This window comes from uncultured Xylophilus sp. (assembly GCA_913776965.1).
GTDB lineage: Bacteria > Pseudomonadota > Gammaproteobacteria > Burkholderiales > Burkholderiaceae_C > Xylophilus.
Genome location: CAJYQL010000064.1, coordinates 50,929 through 70,150 on the forward strand (window position 1 = coordinate 50,929; position 19,222 = coordinate 70,150).

Here is a 19,222-nt window from a genome sequence, read left to right on the forward strand (position 1 = left end):
CGCGCCGGACGCGATAATTCTGCCCAGGCCCGCGCCGTCCGCGGGCCTTTTTTCATTGCCGAGCCGACGACGACGACCATGACCGCCACCGCCCTCCACACCTCCGCCCTGACCTCGCTGCCGCTGCTCGCACGCGGCAAGGTGCGCGATAACTACGCGGTCAGCGACGACCGCATCCTGATGGTCGCGAGCGACCGGCTGTCGGCCTTCGACGTGATCATGGGCGAGCCGATTCCCGGCAAGGGCGAGCTGCTCACCCGGATGGCCCTGTTCTGGTTCGACAAGCTCGGCGATCTGATCCCGAACCACCTGACCGGCGACGCGCCCGAGAGCGTGGTGAGCGCCGCCGAAATTCCGCAAATCCGCGGCCGCTCGATGCTGGTGCAGCGCCTGAAGCCGATCCCGGTCGAGGCGGTGGTGCGCGGCTATTTGGCCGGCAGCGGCTGGCAGGAATACCAGCAGTCGCAGTCGGTCTGCGGCGTGCCGCTGCCGCCGGGCCTGCAGAACGCGAGCCCGCTGCCCGCGCCGATCTTCACGCCGGCCGCCAAGGCCGCGGTCGGCGAGCACGACGAGAACATCACCTACGAGCGGGTGGTCGAGATGATCGGCCCGGAGCTCGCTGCGCAGATCCGCGACGTGAGCATCGCGATCTACGAAAAGGCGGCGGCCATCGCCCGCGAGAAGGGGATGATCATCGCGGACACGAAGTTCGAGTTCGGGCTCGATCCGGTCGGCAAGCTGGTGCTGATGGACGAGGTGCTGACGCCCGATTCCTCCCGCTACTGGCCGGTGGAGGGCTACGACGCCGCCTTCGCCGCCGGCGCCAACCCGCCGAGCTACGACAAGCAGTTCGTGCGCGACTGGCTGGAGGCGGTGCGCATCCACGGCAAGCCTTGGGACAAGACCGCGCCGGCACCGCGCCTGCCGCAGGACGTGATCGAGAAGACCGCGGCCAAGTACCGCGAGGCGCTGGAACGGCTGACCGGCTGACCGGGGGGCGTCCGCCCCATCCGGTGGGCTGAGGTTTCGGAAGGAAATCGGCCTCTTGCGCAGGTGGCGCCTGTGCCGGAAGCTATCGTTTCAGGAGCGTTGCGCCGCCGTCCGTTGCGACGACAGCACCAGCGCCGCCAGGGCCAGCACGATCAGCGTGCCGCCGTAGCCCAGCGCCGCATGGTCCAGCCCGACCGCGCCGGCCGCCACGCCGGCGGCGATCGCTGGCAGCGCGAACGCCAGGTAGCTCAGCACGAAGAAGCCGGCCATCATGCCGGCGCGTTCCTGCGGCGGCGCCAGCGGCACCAGGCTGCGCACCGCGCCGTTGAAGCCGGCGCCGAAACCCAGGCCCGCCACCAGCGTGCCGCCGAAGAACAGCGCCGCATCGTGCCGCCAGACGCCGACGAGCGTCACCGCCAGGCCGGCCGTCAGCGCGACTGCACTGCCGCGCAGCACCGCCTGCGGTGTGCGGCGCCGCACCATCAGGATGGCGGCCGCGCCGCTGGTCACCAGCAGCGCGATCAGCGCACCGCCCACCACCGGCGACCGGCTGCCGGTGACCGCCCGCGCCAGCGTCGGCCCGAGCGACAGGTAGAAGCCGCCGAGCGCCCAGCCCGCGGTGTTGAGCGGCAGGATGCGCCAGAGCGTCGGCCGCACCGGCGGCGGCAGGTGCACCTGCGGCAGCAGCGACTGCCAGGCGCCGGGCCGCGGCCGAATGGTGTCGGGCAGCCGCCAGGCGAGCAGCGTCTGCACCGCGAGCACCGGCAGCAGCAGTTCGAAGACGAGGTGGGTCGGCCGGTCGGCGAACTGCACCAGCAGGCCGGTGCCGAGCGCGCCGAGCGCCATGCCGAGCATCGGCGCCACGCTGTTGAACAGCGCGCCGCGCACCGGATGCAGGTCGAGCAGCGTCGCGCCGAGCACGCTGGTCGCGATGCCGGTGGCCAGCCCCTGCACGATGCGCGCGGCGAACAGCCAGGGCACGGACTCCGCCTGGTGGAACAGCACGACCGAGGCGATCTCCAGCAGCAGCGCCGCCACGATCACCACCCGCCGGCCCAGGTGGTCCGACAGCGCGCCGAACACCAGCAGCGCCGCCAGCAGCGCGAAGGCGTAGCTCGAGAAGATGGCGGTGAGCATGGCCGCCGAAAAGCCCCAATCGTCGCGCCAGAGCGCGTACAGCGGCGACGGCGCGCTCGATGCCGCGAGGAAGGCGATCAGCACCGAGGCGACCAGCGCCATCGCCGCCGGGGGCGAGAGGCGACCGGGGGCGGCGGTGGAAGGCGAGGAGGGCTGCGTCATGGCGCCGAACCGGAAGGGGTGCCGGGCGCGGCCCGCGGGATCAGCTCAGCACCACCGAGCTGAGCCGGCGGCGGTAGGTCGCCACGGTCGGGTCGGTCGGCGGGATCTGTCCGTCGGCCACCTTGACCTTCGGCGGCTCGATGATCTCGAGGATGGCGATGTAGGTCTTGCGGGCGAGCTCGTCGTTCCAGGACTTGTCGCGCATCAGGATCTCGAGCAGCTCGTCCATCGCGGCGGTCCACTGGCCGGCGGCCATCAGCGCCTGGGCCTTGCCGAAGCGGGCGTCGAAGTCGCGCTTGTTCGCGGCGATCCCGGCATCGAAACCGGCGGCAGCGGCCGCGGGGTCGGTGCCTTCGGCGACGGAGTCAATCGCGTGCATCCAGCGCTGCAGGGCGTCGAGCCGGCGCACGCCCGGCGCCTTGGCGATGACCGGCGCGAAGGCGACCTTGGCATCGTCGGTGCGCCCGAGCTGCAGCAGCAGCTTGATGTAGTCGAAGCGGGCGTCGTCGTTGGCCGGGTCGGTGGCGACGGCGTGCTGCAGCTTCTCCAGCGCGGTATCGGTGTCGCCCTCGGCCAGCGCGTCCTGGGCTTCTTCTTCCTCGGCGGCGGCTTCGGCCTCGTCGGCCGACGGCACGTGCTTGTCGAGGAAGGTGCGGATCGTCGCCTCGGGCTGGGCGCCGACGAAGCCATCGACCGGCTGGCCGTCGACGAACATCACGCAGAACGGGATGCTGCGCACGCCGAACATCTGCGAGAGCTGCTGCGAGATCTGCGGCACCTTGTCGGCGTCGAGCTTGGCGAGCGTGAAGCGGCCGGCGTAGTCGACCTCGAGCTTCTCCAGCACCGGGCCCAGCTGCTTGCAGGGGCCGCACCACTCGGCCCAGATGTCGAGCAGCACCGGGCGGACGGACGAGGCCTCGATCAGCTCGGACTGGAAATTCGCAAGGGTGATATCGATCATGGGCAGGCAGCTCGGGGCCTAAAAGTAAAATTCAACGTTGCATCACAACAGCGGACGGCGTGCGCCTTCCTCCTATGACACCCCTCTCCATCGGCGTCGTCATGGGTTCCAGCTCCGACTGGGACACCATGCAGCACGCGGTCCAGATTCTCCAGCAATTCGGCATCGGCCACGAGGCGCGGGTCGTGTCGGCCCACCGCATGCCTGACGACATGTTCGCCTATGCGGAAAGCGCCGCCGGCCGCGGCCTGCGGGCGATCATCGCGGGCGCCGGCGGCGCGGCGCACCTGCCGGGCATGCTGGCCGCCAAGACGTCCGTGCCGGTGCTCGGCGTGCCGGTCGCGAGCCGGCACCTGCAGGGCGTCGATTCGCTGCACAGCATCGTGCAGATGCCCAAGGGCATCCCGGTCGCGACCTTCGCGATCGGCACGGCGGGCGCGGCCAACGCAGCGCTGTTCGCCGTGGCGCTCTTGGCGACAACCGACGCCGCGCTGCGCGCGCAACTCGACGCCTTCCGCGCCGCCCAGACCGAGGCCGCCCGCGCGATGGCGCTGCCGGATACCGGCGGGACGCTGACCGCATGAGCGCAGGTCGCGCCCCGACGGCCCCCGCGGTGCTGCTGCCCGGCGAGGCCACGCTCGGCGTGCTCGGCGGCGGCCAGCTCGGCCGCATGTTCGTGCATGCGGCGCAGGCGCTCGGCTACGCCACCGCGGTGCTCGACCCCGACGCCGACGGTCCTGCCGGCCGCGTCACCGAGCATGCGATCGCCGCCGCCTACGACGACCCGGCCGGCCTCGACGCCCTGGCCGCCCGCTGTGCGGCCGTCACCACCGAATTCGAGAACGTGCCGGCGCCGGCGCTGGCGCGCCTCGCGCAGTCGTTGCCGGTCGCGCCCTCCGCGTCGGCCGTCGCCATCGCGCAGGACCGGGCGGCCGAGAAGGCGCATTTCGACCGCTGCGGCGTGCCCTGCGCGCCGTACGCGGTGATCGACACGCCCGACACGCTGGCGGCGGTGCCCGACGCGCTGCTGCCCGGCATCCTGAAGACCGCCCGGCTCGGCTACGACGGCAAGGGCCAGGTGCGGGTCGCCGACCGCGCCGCGCTCGCTGCCGCCTGGGAACGGCTCGGCCGGGTGGCCTGCGTGCTGGAGCAGATGCTGCCGCTGGAGGCGGAATGCTCGGTGATCGTCGCGCGCGGCCGCGACGGGGCGATGGTGCACTTTCCGGTGCAGCGCAACCTCCACCGCGACGGCATCCTGGCGGTGACCGAAGTTCATGATGGAAATGTGCCTTCTGCGCAGGCGCAGCAAGCGGTGGATGCTGCGAAATCCATAGCAGAAGGGCTGAACTACGTCGGCGTGCTGTGCGTCGAGTTCTTCCTGCTCGCCGACGGCCGGCTGGTCGTCAACGAGATCGCGCCGCGGCCGCACAACAGCGGCCACTACACGATCGACGCCTGCGACAGCTCGCAGTTCGCGCTGCAGGTGCGCACGCTCGCCGGCCTGCCGCTGGTGCAGCCGCGCCTGCACAGCCCGGCCGTCATGCTCAACCTGCTCGGCGACCTGTGGCAGGCGGAGGGCGGCACCGTCCGCACCCCGGCCTGGGACCGGGTGCTGGCGCTGCCCGGCGCGCACCTGCACCTCTACGGCAAGCACGACGCCAAGCCCGGCCGCAAGATGGGCCACCTGACCTTCACCGCCGCCACCGCCGAGGCCGCCCGCGCCGCGGCGCGCGAGGCCTGCGGCATCCTCGGCATGGCGCCGTTCTGAGCGACGCCGCGACGATGATCCTGCCCGGCGATTCGCCCGACGCCCTCGCCCGTGCCGCCGACGCCATCGCCCGCGGCGAACTGCTCGGCCTGCCGACCGAGACGGTCTACGGCCTGGCGGCCGACGCGTCGAGCGACGCGGCGGTCGCCCGCATCTTCGCGGCCAAGGGCCGGCCGAGCGACCATCCGCTGATCGTGCACGTGGCGCCGGCCGCCACGCCGGGCGACGTACCCGCGGGCGTGGCCGCCTTCGCCGCTGCGCTGCCCGACTTCGCCGAACGGCTGGTCCGCGCCTTCTGGCCCGGCCCGCTGACGCTGATCCTGCCGCGCCGGCCGGACGCGGGCGCGGCCGCCGCCGGCGGCCAGGACTCGATCGGCCTGCGCTGCCCGTCGCATCCGGTCGCGCAGGCGCTGCTGGCGGCCTGCGCCGCGCGCGGCGTAGCCGGCGTGGCCGCGCCCAGCGCCAACCTGTTCGGCCGGGTCAGCCCGACCACCGCCGCCCATGTGCAGGATGAATTCGGCGACGGGCTGCTGGTGCTCGACGGCGGCGCCTGCGCGGTGGGCATCGAATCGACCATCGTCGACTGCACCCGCGGCGCGCCGGTGCTGCTGCGCCCGGGCGCGGTGACCCGCGACCAGGTCGAGGCCGCCTGCGGCCGTGCGCTCGTGGCACCCGAAGCGCTCGACGATGCCGCGCCGCGCGCCTCCGGCACGCTGGAGGCGCACTACGCGCCGCAGGCCAAGGTCCGTCTGATGGAGGCCAAGGCGCTGCAGGCCGGCCTGGACGTGCTGGGGCCGGATGCGGCGCACATCGCGGTCTGGTCCCGCACGCCGCTGGCACTGCGGTCGCAGGCGATGGTCGCGCGCCGCATGCCCGACGACGCCGAGGCCACCGCGCAGCAGCTGTTCGCGGTGCTGCGCGGCTTCGATGCGCAGGGCGTGAAGCTGATCTGGATCGAAACCCCGCCCGCCGACGCCGCCTGGGAAGGCGTGCGCGACCGGCTCCAGCGCGCCGCCGCGGCCTGAGCCGCCCATCCGTACCCCCTCGCTACACTCCCGTCACCTTTTCCGGAGAATTGCCATGACCACCACCTGGTTGCGCCGCACCGCCGTGCTGGCCGCCTGCGCCTCGGCCGCCCTGCTGTCCGCCTGCGGTTCGAGCACCGTCGAATCCGCCATCAGCCCGAAGCGCTTCTACGCGTTCGGCGACAGCGTGAGCGACCTGGGCCAGACCGGCACCCGCTACACCGTCAACGACGGCTCGAACAACATCTGGACGCAGCAGCTCGCGTCGCGCTACGGCATCACCCTGACCACCGTCGCAGCCGGAGGCACCAGCTATGCGACGGCCAACGCCCGCATCACCGCCAAGCCGGATGCGGTCGGCAACAGCGCCACACCGACGGTGACCGAGCAGGTGTCGGCCTACCTCGCCTCCAACACCCCGGCGTCCAGCGACGTGCTGGTCATCAGCGGCGGCACCGCGGACATCGTCGCGGACTTCGCCCGTGTCCGCACCGGCGCGATCACCGGTGCCCAGCTGGTTGCCAACGCCCGGCAGGCCGGTACCGACCTGGCCACCCAGGTCCGCCGCTTGGTGACGGCCGGTGCGCGCTACGTGGTGAGCGCCGGCACCTACGACCTGGGCCGGTCGCCGCTGGCGATCGGCACCGGCCAGGCATCGCTGCTCAGCGAGGCGAGCACCGCGTTCAACAGCGCCTACCTGGTGGCAATCGCCGACCTGGGCGCCAACGTGCTCGCGGTCGACGCGGCCTTCTACTTCAACCTGCTGACCGGCCTGCCCGGCAACTACAGCCTGAACGACGGCGTGACGCAGGTCTGCACCTCGGTCGATCCGGGCGTGGGCATCGGCACCGGCACCGGCCAGGTGAACTCCGGCCTGTGCACCCCCAGCACGATCAAGCCGGGCCTGGACTACAGCCGCTACGTGTTCGCCGACAACGTGTACTTCACGCCGCGCGCCCAGCAGCTGTTCGGCGACTACGCCTACGACCGGCTGCGCACGCGGTTCTGATCGCGGGAACGGCCGAGCGGCGAGGCCGCCGGGGTCGTTCGGACCGTCCGGGGTCCGGAGCGCACCCACAAAAAAGCCCGTGGACCTTCGCAGGTCCACGGGCTTTTTGCTGGCCGCTCGCCGGTCAGAACCGGTAGGCCGCCGCCAGCGTGAACACGACCGGCCGGAACTTGATGTCCAGTTCGCGCGCCTGGCCGGCGGTGGTGGCGACCAGATGGGTCTTCACGCGGGCGGTGGCCAGCGAACCGTGGATCGACCAGCGCTCGTTGATCTTGTAGTCCAGGCCGGCCTGCGCGGCCAGGCCCCAGGAGTCTTCCAGTTCGATGCGGGTCGGGCCGCCGTTCAGGCCGTTGCCGGCAGCCGTCGAGGTCCGCTTGTCGAACTTGGTGTAGTTCACGCCCAGGCCGACGAACGGCCGCAGGCGGCTGGTCGGCTCGCCGAAGGCGTAGTTGACGAACAGCGTCGGCGCCATTTGCCGGACCTTCGCGATCGTCTGGCCGTTGTAGCCCTGCACGTTGGCGGGCAGGTAGGAGGCGATCCGCGCGGTCACGTCGTGGGTGGGCGGATAGCCCAGGGCGAGCTCCACCTCGGTGTTCGGCGTGATCGCCCGGGCGATCGAGAAGAACGCGGTGGTCTTGTCTTCCACCCGCAGGCTGACGCCCGACGGGTTGGGCGGCAGGAGGGGGCCGGTCGCGTCGGTGGCGCGGGAGTGCGGCACGATGTGCGAGACGCCGCCGCGCACCGTCCACGGGGTGGACGGCGTGGGCGAGGAGAGCGACGCGAGGAACGACGGCGGCTCGGAGGCCTGCTGCGCCTGGGCGGCGGTGCCGGCGGCGGCCAGCACGCAGGCCGCGGCGAGGAGATGACGGTGCTTCATGGCAAAGAGTCCTTGTGACGGAGGGCCGGCGCTCAGCCGCCGGCGGCCAGCACCTGCTGGAAGAAGCCGCGGGCGGCCGCATTGCAGAACGGCGGCACCAGCGTGCCGTGGTAGGCGGTGGTGACCGCTTGGGCCTGCGCGGTGGCCGAGCCGCCGGCGGCAGCGACCTGGGCAGCGGTCGCGGCCTTGGCCTGGGCGAAGCCGCCCTTGGCAGTGGCGAACGGATCTGCGGCGCTGGTCGGCGCGGTCTCCAGATCGAGCACGGTCAGCGCCGCGGCCGGCACGCCGCGGGCGGCGAAGTAGCCGGCGGTGGAGCGGGTGCTCTCGAAGTTCACCGTCGGGTCGTTGGCGCCGCCGCAGAAGAACACCGGCCGGCTCGGCACGAAGTTGCGCAGGTCGTTGGCGACCGCCGCGCGGCGGAAGCCGACCGCCGGCGCGCAGGCGAGCGGCGACGTGCTGGTGCGCGATGCCGCGGTCGCCGGGAAGGCGTTGCCCGGGCAGGGATTGGCCGCGGTCGCATCGACGGCGCTGGCGGTCAGAAAGCGTTGGGTCAGCAGGTTGTTCGGGCCGTAGAAGGCCGCGAAGGCCGGCAGCGCCGGGCCGGGCACCGCGTTGGCCGGATACAGCGCGGTCTGCGGCAGGCGGCCGGTGGCGAACAGCGTATTGACCGGCGTGGTGCTCGGCAGCAACGTCTCGATGCCGGTGGCGTACTGCGCTTCGTAAAGGTCGGTCGGCGCCGTGTAGACGTTGCCGAACTGCTTCTGCCAGCTGGTCGACAGCAGTGGCGTGAATACCGTACCGCCGAGCGCCGGCGCGCCGAGCGAGGCGTAGTCCACCAGCAGGCTGATCGCCGACGGGGCCGACAGCGGCGCCGCAGCGGTCACGGTCTGGCCGGCGGCCTGCAGCGCGCGCTGGGTGGCCAGCGCCACATAGCCGCCCTGCGAATAGCCGGTGACCAGCAGCTTGCCGGAGTCGGTCGCGCCGCCCAGGCCCGGCAGCGCCTTGCGGGCCGCGGTGAGCGCGTCGATCATGTCCTTGGACTGCTGGTCGGCGTTCAGGTAGGGGTGGTAGGGCAGGGTGGAGCCGGTGTAGCCCGCATAGTTGGGCGCCACCACGGTGAAGCCCTGCGCCGCGTACAGCGCACCGACCAGCGAGCCTTCGCTTGCGCCCGGACGGGTGCTGTCGAGGATGTCGGCGATGTTGTAGTTCTTGTCGGTCGTGGTGCCGTGGGCATACAGCACGATCGGCTTCGGGCCCGCGCAGGCCGGGTCGGTGCCGGTCGGCACCATCAGTGCGCCGGAGGCGGTCGTCGCCTCGTTGGCGCCGCCGACCGTGCCGTACTGGATGTAGTGGAAGTTGACGCCGCACTTCGGCGTGCCGGCCACCGCCAGCAGCTGCTTGCCGCTCGCGGTCTCGTTCAGGCGGGCGGTGAATTCCGCGGCCGTCAGCGCGGTCACCCGCAGCGGCGGGTTGAACTGCAGCGTGCCGCGGCCACCGCTGTTGTCTACCGTCTCCGGGCCGCCGCTGTCCGCGCCGCCGCCGCCGCAGGCCGACAACACGACGGCGCTGGCGACCGCCAGCAGGGGGAATTTGGTCATCTCGACTCCTGAAAGAAAAATAGAACGGGCGTTCTTTTTGGTGGGCCTCATCGTAGCGAGAGGACTACCAAGGGCCTATCGGGTTAGTACCGAGCGCGCCGACCAATCCACCAATGCATCGAACACCGGCCGCGCCGCTGCGGCCTCCGGATGGTTCACCACCGCGACCAGCACCATGCGGCGGCCGTCGGCGCCGTGCACGTAGCCGGCCACCGCCGCCACGTCGCGCAGGCTGCCGGTCTTGAGATGCGCGGTGCCCTGGCGGGCCTGGCTGCGACGCAGGGTGCCGTCGATGCCGCTCTGCGGCAGGGAGGCGACCAAATCGGGCATCAGCGGCGAGCGCCAGGCGGCCTGCAGCATGCGGCCGAGGCCGGCGGCAGTCAGGCGCGCCTCGCGGCTCAGGCCGGCGCCGTTGCCGACGACCGGCGGCGGCGCGTCGCCGAAGCGCTCGCGCCACCAGCGGTCGAGCAGCTCGCGCGAAGCGTCGACGCTGCCGGTGCCGCGGGCCTGCAGCGACAGTGTCAGGAACAGCTGCTGGGCCATCACGTTGTTGCTGAATTTGTTGGTGTCGCGCACCGCCAGCGCCAGCGGTTCCGAGGCGAAGACGAAGGCCGGCCGCGCACCCGCAGGCGCCCGGCCGTCGCGTACCCGGCCGGCGAGCCGGCCGCCCATCGCCCGCCACAGTCCTTCGATGGCGCGGCCGGCGAAGCCGTCGGCATCGGCCGGCGCGAAGGGCCACTGGCGTTCGCCGCAGCTGGCGGGGTAACTGCCGGCGAAGGCGATGCGCTGCGGGTCGGCCAGCTCGGCGCGCAGGCCGCCGCGCCAGTCGCCGCAGTCGGTGCCGGCCGGCGCGAGCGGCACCGCGGCCGGCAGCCGCAGTCCGGCGAGCGGCGGCTCAATCGCCACCCGCGCCTGGCCGGTGGTTGGTTCGGGGATGAAGGTGAGCACCGCCGAGCGGAAGTTCACCAGCAGCGCGTCGGGCGCGGCGTTGTAGGGCTTGCTCGGCTCGCCGTCGAAGGCGGCCGGGTCGTGCGGCGGCAGCACGAAGGCGCTGCGGTCGAGCACGATGTCGCCGGCGATGCTGCGCACGCCCTGGGCCTGCACCCGCCGCAGCAGCAGCCACAGCCGCTCGGCGACGAGGGTCGGATCGCCCTGGCCGCGCAGGATCAGGTCGCCCTGCAGCGTGCCATCGACATCCACCGGGCCACCGAAGGTGACCGGCGTGCCCCAGGCATAGGCCGGTCCGAGCAGGTCGAGTGCGGCATAGGTGGTGACCAGCTTCATCACCGACGCCGGATTGACCGATGCATCGGCCCGGTGGGCGAGGCGCGGCGGGCCGCCCTGCGCATCGGCCACCAGCAGCGCGAAGGCCTCGCGCGGCAGGCGGGTGCGGGCGATCGCGGCATCGATCTCGGCGGGCAGCGGGGCGGACGCGGCCAGGGCGGCGGGCGGAACCAGCGGGCCGGCGGCAGGCGGCGGCTGCTGCGCCCGGGCAGCGCCGAGCAGCGCGGGCAGGACGGCGCAAGCGACGAGACAGGCGCCGGTGCGGAGCCGGAGGCGTCGGGACGCCGGTGCAGGTGGGGATACAGCTGTGGGCGAGAGGGCAGGGGCGAGGGTCACGGCAGACGGACCGCCCGCAGGCGGCGGAGATGGAACGGGCGCAGGGCGCAGGACGGCGGACCAGTCTAGCCCCCGGCTCCGCGCGGCCCAGCGTCCGATAATCGCCGGATGCAGATCGACCCCGCCGCGCCGTGCCTCGCCTTCGATACCAGCACCGAGCAGCTGTCGGTGGCGCTGTCCGCCGCGGGCCGGGTCTACCAGCGCAACGGCGCCGGCGGCGCGCAGGCGTCGGCCACGCTGATCCCGGCGCTGCAGGCGGTGCTGGACGAGGCGGGCATCGGCTTTGCCGACCTGGGCGCGATCGCATTCGGCCGCGGGCCGGGTTCCTTCACCGGCCTGCGCACCGCCTGCGCCGCCGCCCAGGGCCTGGCTTGGGGGGCGCGGCCCGGCGGTGTGCCGGTGCTGCCGGTCGACACCCTGCTCGCGGTCGCCGAGGACGCGCGGATGCGCCACGGCGCCGAGCGGGTCGTGGCTGCGCTCGATGCCCGGATGGGCGAGGTCTACACCGCTACCTACCTCTGGGAAAATGGTGCCTGGCGGCCAGACGGTGAGTTGCGGCTGGCCGCGCCGGAGGCGGTCGAGGTGCCCGCCGGCTGGACGCTCGCCGGCACCGCCCGCGCGGCCTACGGCGAGCGGATCGCGCCCGGTGCCGCATCGGTGCCCGCGCTGCCGACGGCCGATGCGCTGTTGCGGCTCGCGCCGGCGCTGATCGCCGCCGGGGGCCTGGTGCCGGCGGCCGGCGCGCTGCCGCTCTACATCCGCGACAAGGTCGCCAAGACGACGGCCGAACGGCTGGCCGAGCGGGCCGGGGCGCAGCCATGAGCGCCCGCATCGACGCGGTGGAGGCGCGCTTCGAAAGCCTGACGCCGCAGGACCTGGACCGGCTGCTGCCGGTCGAGGACGCGGCGTATTCCCATCCCTGGACCCGCGGCAACTTCCTCGATTCGCTGCGCGCCGGCTACGAGGCCCAGCAACTGCTCGCCGACGAGACGCTGCTCGGCTACTTCGTCGCGATGAAGGGCGTGGACGAGGTGCACCTGCTCAACCTGACGGTCGCGCCGGCGTACCAGCGCCAGGGCTGGGCCCGGGTGCTGCTGGATGCGCTGGCGGTGTGGTCGCGCGGCCAGGGCGCCCGCTGGCTGTGGCTGGAGGTGCGGATGAGCAACCTGCGCGCGCAGCAGATCTACGAGGCCTACGGTTTCCGCAGCGTCGGCACCCGCAAGCGCTACTACCCCGCCGACACCGGCACACGCGAGGACGCCCGGGTGATGAGCCTGGCGCTGTGGCCATGAGCGGCACCACCGCTGCAGGGCTGGTGCTCGACGACCGGCAGCGCGCGATGCTGCAGGAGATGGGCGTGACCGTGTGGCTGCCGCGCACGGCGCCGGCCACCGCAGAACCCCAACCGGCGGCCGATGTTGCGCCGGCGCCCGTCGCACGCACTCCGGCTGACGTGCCCCGACCGGCGGAGGCGGACGCCGCGCCCCGCGTTCCGAACGCGGCATTTCCGGCCCCGGCACCCGCCCGTGTGCCGCAACCCGCGCCGGCCCTGCAGCCGAGCCCCATCCCCGGCACCGCGCCGGTCGTCGCCCTGGCCTGGGAGGCGCTGGCCGACCCGCCGCCGGCCGGCGATGCCGCGCCGCTCTGGCTGGTGCTGGCCGAGGGCATCGGCGATTCGCTGCGGCACGGCGATGCCGGGCGCCTGCTCGACGCGATGCTGCGCGCCGCCCGGCTGCCGCAGCGGGTACGCCTGCAGGGGGCGCTGGTGCGCCGGGCACCCGACGGCAGCGCCGACGGCACCGCGCCGGCCGACGCGCTCGACGTCGCCGTCGCCCGCGAACGGCCCGCGATGGTGCTGGCGATGGGCCGGCTCGCGGCGCAGGCGGTGCTCGCCAGCGGCGAACCGCTCGGCCGGCTGCGCGGCCGGGTGCACGACCGTGCCGGCGTGCCGGTGGTCGCCACCTACGACGCCTGCTACCTGCTGCGCGCCCAGGCCGACAAGGCCCGTGCCTGGGAAGACCTGTGCCGCGCCCTGGACGCCGCGCCGCCGGGCTGATGCGCTCCTGTTTTCATAGCTGGTAGCGCAGGTGGGACGGGCGTTGGTGCCCGATTTACTTCTCAAATTCGACCTGTCCGGCGCAGGGCCCGCCCGTAGAATCGCCGCCCATGACCTTCCTCGACATGCTGCGCGCCGCCGAGCGGCAGAACGGCTCCCTGCTCTGCGTGGGGCTCGACCCGGAACCCGCCCGCTTCCCCGGCGGCTGGCGCGACGATCCGTCCAAAATTCACGACTTCTGCGCCGCCATCGCCGAGGCCACCGCCGACCTCGCCATCGCCTTCAAGCCGCAGATCGCCTACTTCGCCGCCCACCGGGCCGAGGACCAGCTCGAACGCCTGATGGCCACGCTGCGCCGCATCGCGCCGCAGGTGCCGGTGATCCTCGACGCCAAGCGCGGCGACATCGGTTCCACCGCCGAGCAGTACGCGGTCGAGGCCTTCGACCGCTACGGCGCCGACGCGGTCACGCTGTCGCCCTTCATGGGTTTCGATTCGGTCGAGCCGTACCTGCGGCGCGCAGGCAAGGGCGCCTTCCTGCTCTGCCGCACCAGCAACCCCGGCGGCGACGATCTGCAGGCACAGCGGCTGGCCGACGTGCCCGAGGCGCCGCTGCTCTACGAACACGTCGCGCGGCTGGCGCAGGGCGACTGGAACCGCAACGGCCAGCTCGGCCTGGTGGTGGGCGCGACCTACCCGGCCGAGATCGCGCGGGTCCGGGCCGTCGCGCCGACGGTGCCGCTGCTGATCCCGGGCGTCGGCGCCCAGGGCGGCGACGCGGCCGCCACCGTGCGCGCCGGCTGGCGGCCCGATGCGCCGATCGTCGTCAATTCCTCGCGCGCGATCCTCTACGCCTCCTCGGGCGAGGACTTCGCGGCCGCTGCCCGCCGGGCCGCGCAGGCCACGCGCGACCAGTTGCAGGCAGCCAAGCCGGCCTGACCGGCGCCTGACGGCGAAGCGGGGCCGCGGCCGACCGTGGCGCGGCGGCCGCAGACCGGCAAAAAAGGCAGATTTGGCACGCCAATTCCGGTGCTGAAAATGTAGGCAGTCTCCTACACTGGTGCATCTTTTTTCGGCACCCGACCATGGCCCCCTCGACCCTTCCGGATGCGTCCGCCGACTTGGCCGACGCGGGCGATCCCCACACTGCTGTTGCGCACTGCGGCGCTGACGCTGCGGACCCGGACCGCCGCTCCCCGGCGACGCTCGCCGCTCTTTCCGCCTTCGCCAGCTTCGCGCTGCAGGCCTGCGGCGGAGGCGGCAGCGATGCCGCAGCCCCCGCCACCCAGGCACCGACCGCAGGTAGCTTCGCGCCCACGGCCGACACGGCGACCGCAGGCACGGCCGGCGACAGCGATGCCCGCTTCGCACCGATGGCGGCCGAGGACATCGCCAACGTCGCCGGCGGCACCGCCGGCCCGCTCGGTGCCGCGCGGGCCTATCCGGCGCCCGCCAGCGATGCCGATGCCGCCCGCTTCCTGCTGCAGGCGCAGTTCTCCGCCTCCGACGAGGAAATCGCCGCGGTGCGCGCCCAGGGCTATGCCGCCTGGCTCGCCGGCCAGTTCGCGATGGCGCCCGACATCAGCGCCTGGGACTGGCTCAACCAGCGCGGCTACGCGGCGATCGACAACGCCACCCGCTACTACGACGCGACCTACCCGGCCGACTACATGATCTGGTCGCAGCTGATGACCGGCCGCGACGCGGTGCGGCAGCGCGTCGCGCTCGCGCTGTCGGAGATCTTCGTGGTGTCGGTCAACGGCGTGGAGACCGCCTGGCGCAGCCACCTGATGGCGAGCTGGTGGGACATGCTGTCGGCCAACGCGCTCGGCAGCTATCGCCAGCTGCTGGAAGACGTGACGCTGCATCCGGCGATGGGCGTGTACCTCAATACCCGCGGCAACCAGAAGGAAAACGCGGCTACCGGCCGCCAGCCCGACGAGAACTACGCCCGCGAGCTGATGCAGCTGATGACGATCGGCGTGTCGCGCCTGAACGCCGACGGCAGCGTGCAGCGCGGCGCCGACGGCCTGCCGCTCGACAGCTACACCCAGGCCGACGTGACCAACCTGGCGCGCGTCTTCACCGGCTACGACTTCGACCAGAGCCAGAACGTCAACACCGTCGAGCCGGTGCAGAACCGCACCGTCGGCAACACCGCCTTCGCGCGGCTGCCGATGACGCTGCGGGCGGCGCTGCATTCGACGCAGGACGTGAACTTCCTCGGCACCCGCATCGCCGGCAGCACCGACGGCGCGACCGCCCGGCGCATGGCGCTGGACGCGCTGTTCGCCCACGAGAACGTCGGCCCGTTCATCGCGCGGCAACTGATCCAGCGGCTGGTCACCAGCAACCCCGGCGGCGGCTACGTGGCGCGGGTCGCCGCGGTGTTCGCCAACAACGGCCGCGGGGTGCGCGGGGACCTGGGAGCGGTGGTCGCGGCGATCCTGCTCGACGACGATGCGCGCGGTCCCGCCGGTCTGCGCTGGATCGGATTCGGGCACCTGCGCGAGCCGATGCTGCGGCTGGTCCAGTGGGGCCGCACCTTCGGGCTGCAATCGGCGCGCGGCTCCTGGAAGATCGGCGACCAGTCCAACCCGGCGACCCAGCTCGGCCAGAGCCCGCTGCGCTCCGGGTCGGTCTTCAATTTCTTCCGGCCGGGCTACGTGCCGCCCAACACCATCGTCGCTGCGGCCGGCGGGGTGGCGCCGGAGTTCCAGCTGGTCAACGAATCGTCGGTCGGCGGATACCTGAACTTCCTGCAGAGTGTGGTGCGCAACGGCTTCTACGTGAACGCGCCCGATGTGCCTGCGGCGACCAGCAACGGCACGAACGGCTATGACATCACCGCCGCCTACACCCGCGAGAAGGCGATCGCGCACGACACGGTGGCGCTGATCCTGCGGCTCAACCTGCTGCTCGCGGCGGGTCAGCTGTCCTACGACACGATGGTCACCATCTACTACGCCTTGATCGCGACGCCGGTCAAGCCGACCGACACCGACGCGGTAAAGCTCAACCGCATCGCCGCCGCCGTCCTGCTGGTGATGGCCTCGCCCGAATACCTGATCCAGAAATAGCAACCGGACCCCCACGGACGCCCGACGGTCATGAACCCTCCTTCCGCTCACACCGCCTGCCCGGACGCCTATCCGGCCGACATGCACGGCAGCGACGCATCCGCCGTGCCGGATGCTGCCCGCCGCGCCTTCCTGCGCCGCTCCGGCCAGCTCGCGATGGCCGGCACCGCGCTGCCATTCGCGCTCAACCTCGCCGCGATGGGCGAGGCCGCGGCCGCCGGCGCCGACGACTACAAGGCGCTGGTCTGCGTCTTCCTCTACGGCGGCAACGACTACGCCAACACCGTCGTGACCTACGACGACGCCAGCTACAACGCCTATGCGCAGATCCGCGGCGGCAGCGGCCAGGCGGGCGGCGGCATCGCGCTGGCGAAGAGCGCGCTCGGCGCCACGCTGCTGCGGCCGACGGTGCCGCTGCCCGACGGTCGCCAGTACGCGCTGCATCCGGCGATGGCCGAGATGGCGACGCTGTTCAACAGCGGCAAGGCCGCGGTGCAGCTCAACGTCGGTCCGCTGGTGGTGCCGCTGACCCGTGCGCAATACAACAGCGCCGACCGCACGACCTACCCGCTGCCGCCCAAGCTGTTCTCGCACAACGACCAGCAGTCGGTCTGGCAGTCCTCCTCGCCCGAGGGTTCGACCGTCGGCTGGGGCGGCCGCATCGGCGACCTGGCGATGGGCGCCAACGCCAACAGCCTTTTCACCTGCATCTCCGCCACCGGCAATGCGGTGTTCCTGTCGGGGCGGCAGGCGCTGTCCTACCAGGTCAGCACCAGCGGCGCGGTGCCGATCAACGGCATCAAGTCGGCGGTGTTCGGCTCGACCGCGGTGCGCGATGCGCTCGGCCGCATCGCCCAGCAGCCGCGCGCCCATGCGCTGGAGAACGAATATGCCAAGGTGGTCGCCCGCTCGGTCTCGGCCGAGCAGCAGATCACCGGCGCGCTGGGCAGCACGCTCGCCACCGGCTTCGTCGCCGGCAATCCGCTGGCCGACCAGCTGAAGATCGTGGCCCGGCTGATCGCGGCGCGCAGCGCACTCGGCGCGCGGCGGCAGGTGTTCTTCGTCTCGCTCGGCGGCTTCGACCTGCACGACAACCTGATCGCGCAGCAGCCGACGGTGCTCGGCCGGATCAGCAATGCGATGGCGTCCTTCTACAACGCGACGGTCGAGCTGGGCGTGGCCGACCAGGTCACCGCCTTCACCGCGTCGGACTTTGGCCGCACGCTGGCCTCCAACGGCGACGGCTCCGACCACGGCTGGGGCAGCCACCATTTCGTGGTGGGCGGCGCGGTGAAGGGCCAGGCGTTCTACGGCACCGCGCCGCCGGTCAGCGTGGGCAACACGTCAGCCGCCCAGGACCAGTGGCACGTCGGCCAGGGCCGGCTGCTGCTGACCACCTCGGTGGACCAGTACGCCGCCACGCTAGCGCGCTGGTTCGGGGTGCCGGCCGACGCGCTCGGCGGGCTGCTGCCGAACCTGCGCCGCTTCGGCGCCGAAGCCGGCCGGCCGGACTACCCGACCGACCTCGGCTTCATGGGCTGAGGCCCGGCTGCTCCGCCGGCCCGCCGGCCGGCACGCGCTTGGCGCGGTACATCGCCGCGTCGGCGCGGCGCAGCAGCGCGGAGGCATCATCGCCGTGGTCCGGATAGCGCGCGATGCCGATGCTCGCGCCGACATGCACGCAACGGCCAACGAGGTCGAACGGTGGTGCCAGGACCGTCCGCAGGTGGTCGGCGACCGCATCAGGATCCGAGGCACCGTCGGGGCTTTCCAGCAGCACCAGGAACTCGTCGCCTCCCAGCCGGCCGACCGTGTCGGAGGCCCGCACCGCCGTCCGCAGCCGTTGCGCCACCTGGCGCAGCAGCAGGTCGCCGGCGGCATGGCCCAGGGTGTCGTTGACCGCCTTGAACCGGTCGAGATCGATGAACAGGAGCGACAGGCCACCACCGTGCCGGCGTGCCCGGTCCAGCGCATGGGCCAGGCGGTCGTCGAGCCGCAGCCGGTTGGGCAGGCCGGTCAGACCGTCGTGATGCGCCATGTGTGCCAGCCGGGCCTCGGCCTGGCGCCGTATCGCGGCCGCCGCAAGCTGCTGGCCGACGAACTGCAGCAGGGCGACGTCGTCCTCGCGATAGGCAGGTTCGTCGGGCTCGCGCTGCACGGCCAGGGCACCCACCACCCCATGCTCCGGCGTCGCAAGGGGCACGCCGAGCCACTGCGCTGCCGCCGGCGACACGTCAGCGGCGCAGCCGTGGTGCGCCGGCGCATCCTCCAGCAACGGAAGGCCGCTGCGCACCACCTGCGCAGCCCGGGTGGCGCCGGCGTCGGCCGGCGGTGCGGCCGGTCCGTCGGGCGTGAGGATGCACGGAAAGTCGATGGTGCCGTTCTCCACGTCACGCAGGGCCACGGCGAAATGACGGCAGGGCAGCAGCGGCAGCAGCGCAGTCCTGACCTGTGCGCACAGGGCGGCCAGGTCGTCCTCTGCGAAGCTGGCTTCGGCCACGGCGTACAGCGCAGCCTGGCGCATCTCTGCCTGTCGCAGCGCCGTGACATCGCGGGCGACCGCGACACGGACCTGCTTCTGCGGCGACCAGCGCGCCGTCCACATGATGTGGACCGTGCTGCCGTCACGGCGTACATAACGGTTGTGGAAATGCGGCTCCGCCGTGTCGGCGACGATGTGCGCCATTTGGGCGCGGGTGCGCTCCCGGTCGTCCGGATGCACGAGGTCCATGACCCGCAGGCTGCGCATCTCCTCGGCGGTGTAGCCGAACAGCTGTTCGCCCGCGGCACTGACGAACAGGAAGCGGCCCTCGACATCGACGACGCAGACCGCATCGACGAGCATGTGGATCACTTCGGCAAGCGGCAGATCGAAACCACGAAGCGGCATGGAGGGGGCGACGGTCATCGGATGCGGGTGACACATTCTGGCCGAGGACT

17 protein-coding genes are annotated in these 19,222 nt (G+C 72.6%); 11 read left to right on the plus strand and 6 right to left on the minus strand.

The window, feature by feature from the left end; all coding sequences use genetic code 11:
- Positions 1-78 precede the first annotated feature (78 nt).
- Positions 79-990 (plus strand): phosphoribosylaminoimidazolesuccinocarboxamide synthase, encoded by a 912-nt coding sequence (locus tag QZ500_RS09850; protein WP_295854488.1) that lies wholly within the window; start codon positions 79-81, stop codon positions 988-990.
- 90 nt (positions 991-1,080) lie between these two features.
- Here QZ500_RS09850 and QZ500_RS09855 read toward each other — a convergent pair whose 3' ends face one another.
- The gene (locus QZ500_RS09855) at positions 1,081-2,289 is read right to left on the minus strand and encodes an MFS transporter (protein WP_295854491.1); all 1,209 of its coding nucleotides are present in this window, start codon (positions 2,287-2,289) and stop codon (positions 1,081-1,083) included.
- A 40-nt stretch (positions 2,290-2,329) separates the two neighbouring features.
- A complete protein-coding gene (locus tag QZ500_RS09860; protein ID WP_295854493.1) occupies positions 2,330-3,250 on the minus strand; it encodes a tetratricopeptide repeat protein in 921 nt (306 codons plus the stop codon).
- 74 nt (positions 3,251-3,324) lie between these two features.
- On the opposite strand from QZ500_RS09860, the gene purE reads away from it, so the two are divergent.
- Genes purE through QZ500_RS09880 form a run of 4 tightly spaced genes read left to right on the plus strand, consistent with a single transcriptional unit; the run spans position 3,325 to position 7,052 of the window.
- Positions 3,325-3,834 carry a 5-(carboxyamino)imidazole ribonucleotide mutase gene (purE, locus tag QZ500_RS09865; protein WP_295854496.1) on the plus strand — a complete coding sequence of 170 codons (510 nt, stop codon included), beginning with the start codon at positions 3,325-3,327 and terminating at the stop codon, positions 3,832-3,834.
- Positions 3,831-5,018, plus strand: a complete 1,188-nt coding sequence (locus tag QZ500_RS09870) for a 5-(carboxyamino)imidazole ribonucleotide synthase (RefSeq protein ID WP_295854499.1) — start codon at positions 3,831-3,833, stop codon at positions 5,016-5,018. Before purE ends, QZ500_RS09870 begins: the two co-directional genes overlap by 4 nt.
- 14 nt (positions 5,019-5,032) lie before the next feature.
- A complete protein-coding gene (locus QZ500_RS09875) occupies positions 5,033-6,043 on the plus strand; it encodes an L-threonylcarbamoyladenylate synthase (RefSeq protein ID WP_295854502.1) in 1,011 nt (336 codons plus the stop codon).
- 55 nt (positions 6,044-6,098) lie between these two features.
- Positions 6,099-7,052, plus strand: coding sequence for an SGNH/GDSL hydrolase family protein (locus tag QZ500_RS09880; RefSeq protein ID WP_295854505.1), 954 nt, complete (start codon positions 6,099-6,101; stop codon positions 7,050-7,052).
- Positions 7,053-7,176: 124 nt separating this feature from the next.
- On the opposite strand, the gene QZ500_RS09885 is transcribed toward QZ500_RS09880, so the two are convergent.
- From QZ500_RS09885 to dacB, 3 genes are all read right to left on the minus strand, one after another.
- Positions 7,177-7,929: an OmpW family outer membrane protein gene (locus tag QZ500_RS09885; RefSeq protein ID WP_295854508.1), complete on the minus strand. Its 753-nt coding sequence runs from the start codon at positions 7,927-7,929 to the stop codon at positions 7,177-7,179.
- A 32-nt stretch (positions 7,930-7,961) separates the two neighbouring features.
- Positions 7,962-9,527, minus strand: coding sequence for a prolyl oligopeptidase family serine peptidase (locus tag QZ500_RS09890; RefSeq protein WP_295854511.1), 1,566 nt, complete (start codon positions 9,525-9,527; stop codon positions 7,962-7,964).
- Positions 9,528-9,602: 75 nt separating this feature from the next.
- Complete coding sequence (dacB, locus tag QZ500_RS09895) at positions 9,603-10,985, minus strand: D-alanyl-D-alanine carboxypeptidase/D-alanyl-D-alanine-endopeptidase (RefSeq protein WP_295854692.1); 1,383 nt, start codon at positions 10,983-10,985, stop codon at positions 9,603-9,605.
- Between the two features lie 270 nt (positions 10,986-11,255).
- Here dacB and tsaB point away from each other — a divergent pair, with 270 nt between their 5' ends.
- From tsaB to QZ500_RS09925, 6 genes are all read left to right on the plus strand, one after another.
- Positions 11,256-11,969: a tRNA (adenosine(37)-N6)-threonylcarbamoyltransferase complex dimerization subunit type 1 TsaB gene (gene tsaB, locus QZ500_RS09900; protein WP_295854513.1), complete on the plus strand. Its 714-nt coding sequence runs from the start codon at positions 11,256-11,258 to the stop codon at positions 11,967-11,969.
- Positions 11,966-12,439 (plus strand): ribosomal protein S18-alanine N-acetyltransferase, encoded by a 474-nt coding sequence (gene rimI / locus QZ500_RS09905; RefSeq protein WP_295854516.1) that lies wholly within the window; start codon positions 11,966-11,968, stop codon positions 12,437-12,439. Before tsaB ends, rimI begins: the two co-directional genes overlap by 4 nt.
- Positions 12,436-13,203, plus strand: a complete 768-nt coding sequence (locus QZ500_RS09910) for a uracil-DNA glycosylase family protein (RefSeq protein WP_295854518.1) — start codon at positions 12,436-12,438, stop codon at positions 13,201-13,203. Before rimI ends, QZ500_RS09910 begins: the two co-directional genes overlap by 4 nt.
- Positions 13,204-13,313: 110 nt before the next feature.
- Complete coding sequence (gene pyrF / locus QZ500_RS09915) at positions 13,314-14,141, plus strand: orotidine-5'-phosphate decarboxylase (RefSeq protein ID WP_295854520.1); 828 nt, start codon at positions 13,314-13,316, stop codon at positions 14,139-14,141.
- A 146-nt stretch (positions 14,142-14,287) separates the two neighbouring features.
- Positions 14,288-16,282, plus strand: coding sequence for a DUF1800 family protein (locus QZ500_RS09920; RefSeq protein ID WP_295854521.1), 1,995 nt, complete (start codon positions 14,288-14,290; stop codon positions 16,280-16,282).
- An 81-nt stretch (positions 16,283-16,363) separates the two neighbouring features.
- Positions 16,364-17,824, plus strand: a complete 1,461-nt coding sequence (locus QZ500_RS09925; RefSeq protein WP_295854695.1) for a DUF1501 domain-containing protein — start codon at positions 16,364-16,366, stop codon at positions 17,822-17,824.
- Here the strand turns inward: QZ500_RS09925 and QZ500_RS09930 are convergent.
- Complete coding sequence (locus QZ500_RS09930; RefSeq protein WP_295854523.1) at positions 17,814-19,172, minus strand: diguanylate cyclase; 1,359 nt, start codon at positions 19,170-19,172, stop codon at positions 17,814-17,816. The genes QZ500_RS09925 and QZ500_RS09930 overlap by 11 nt on opposite strands.
- Positions 19,173-19,222 lie beyond the last annotated feature (50 nt).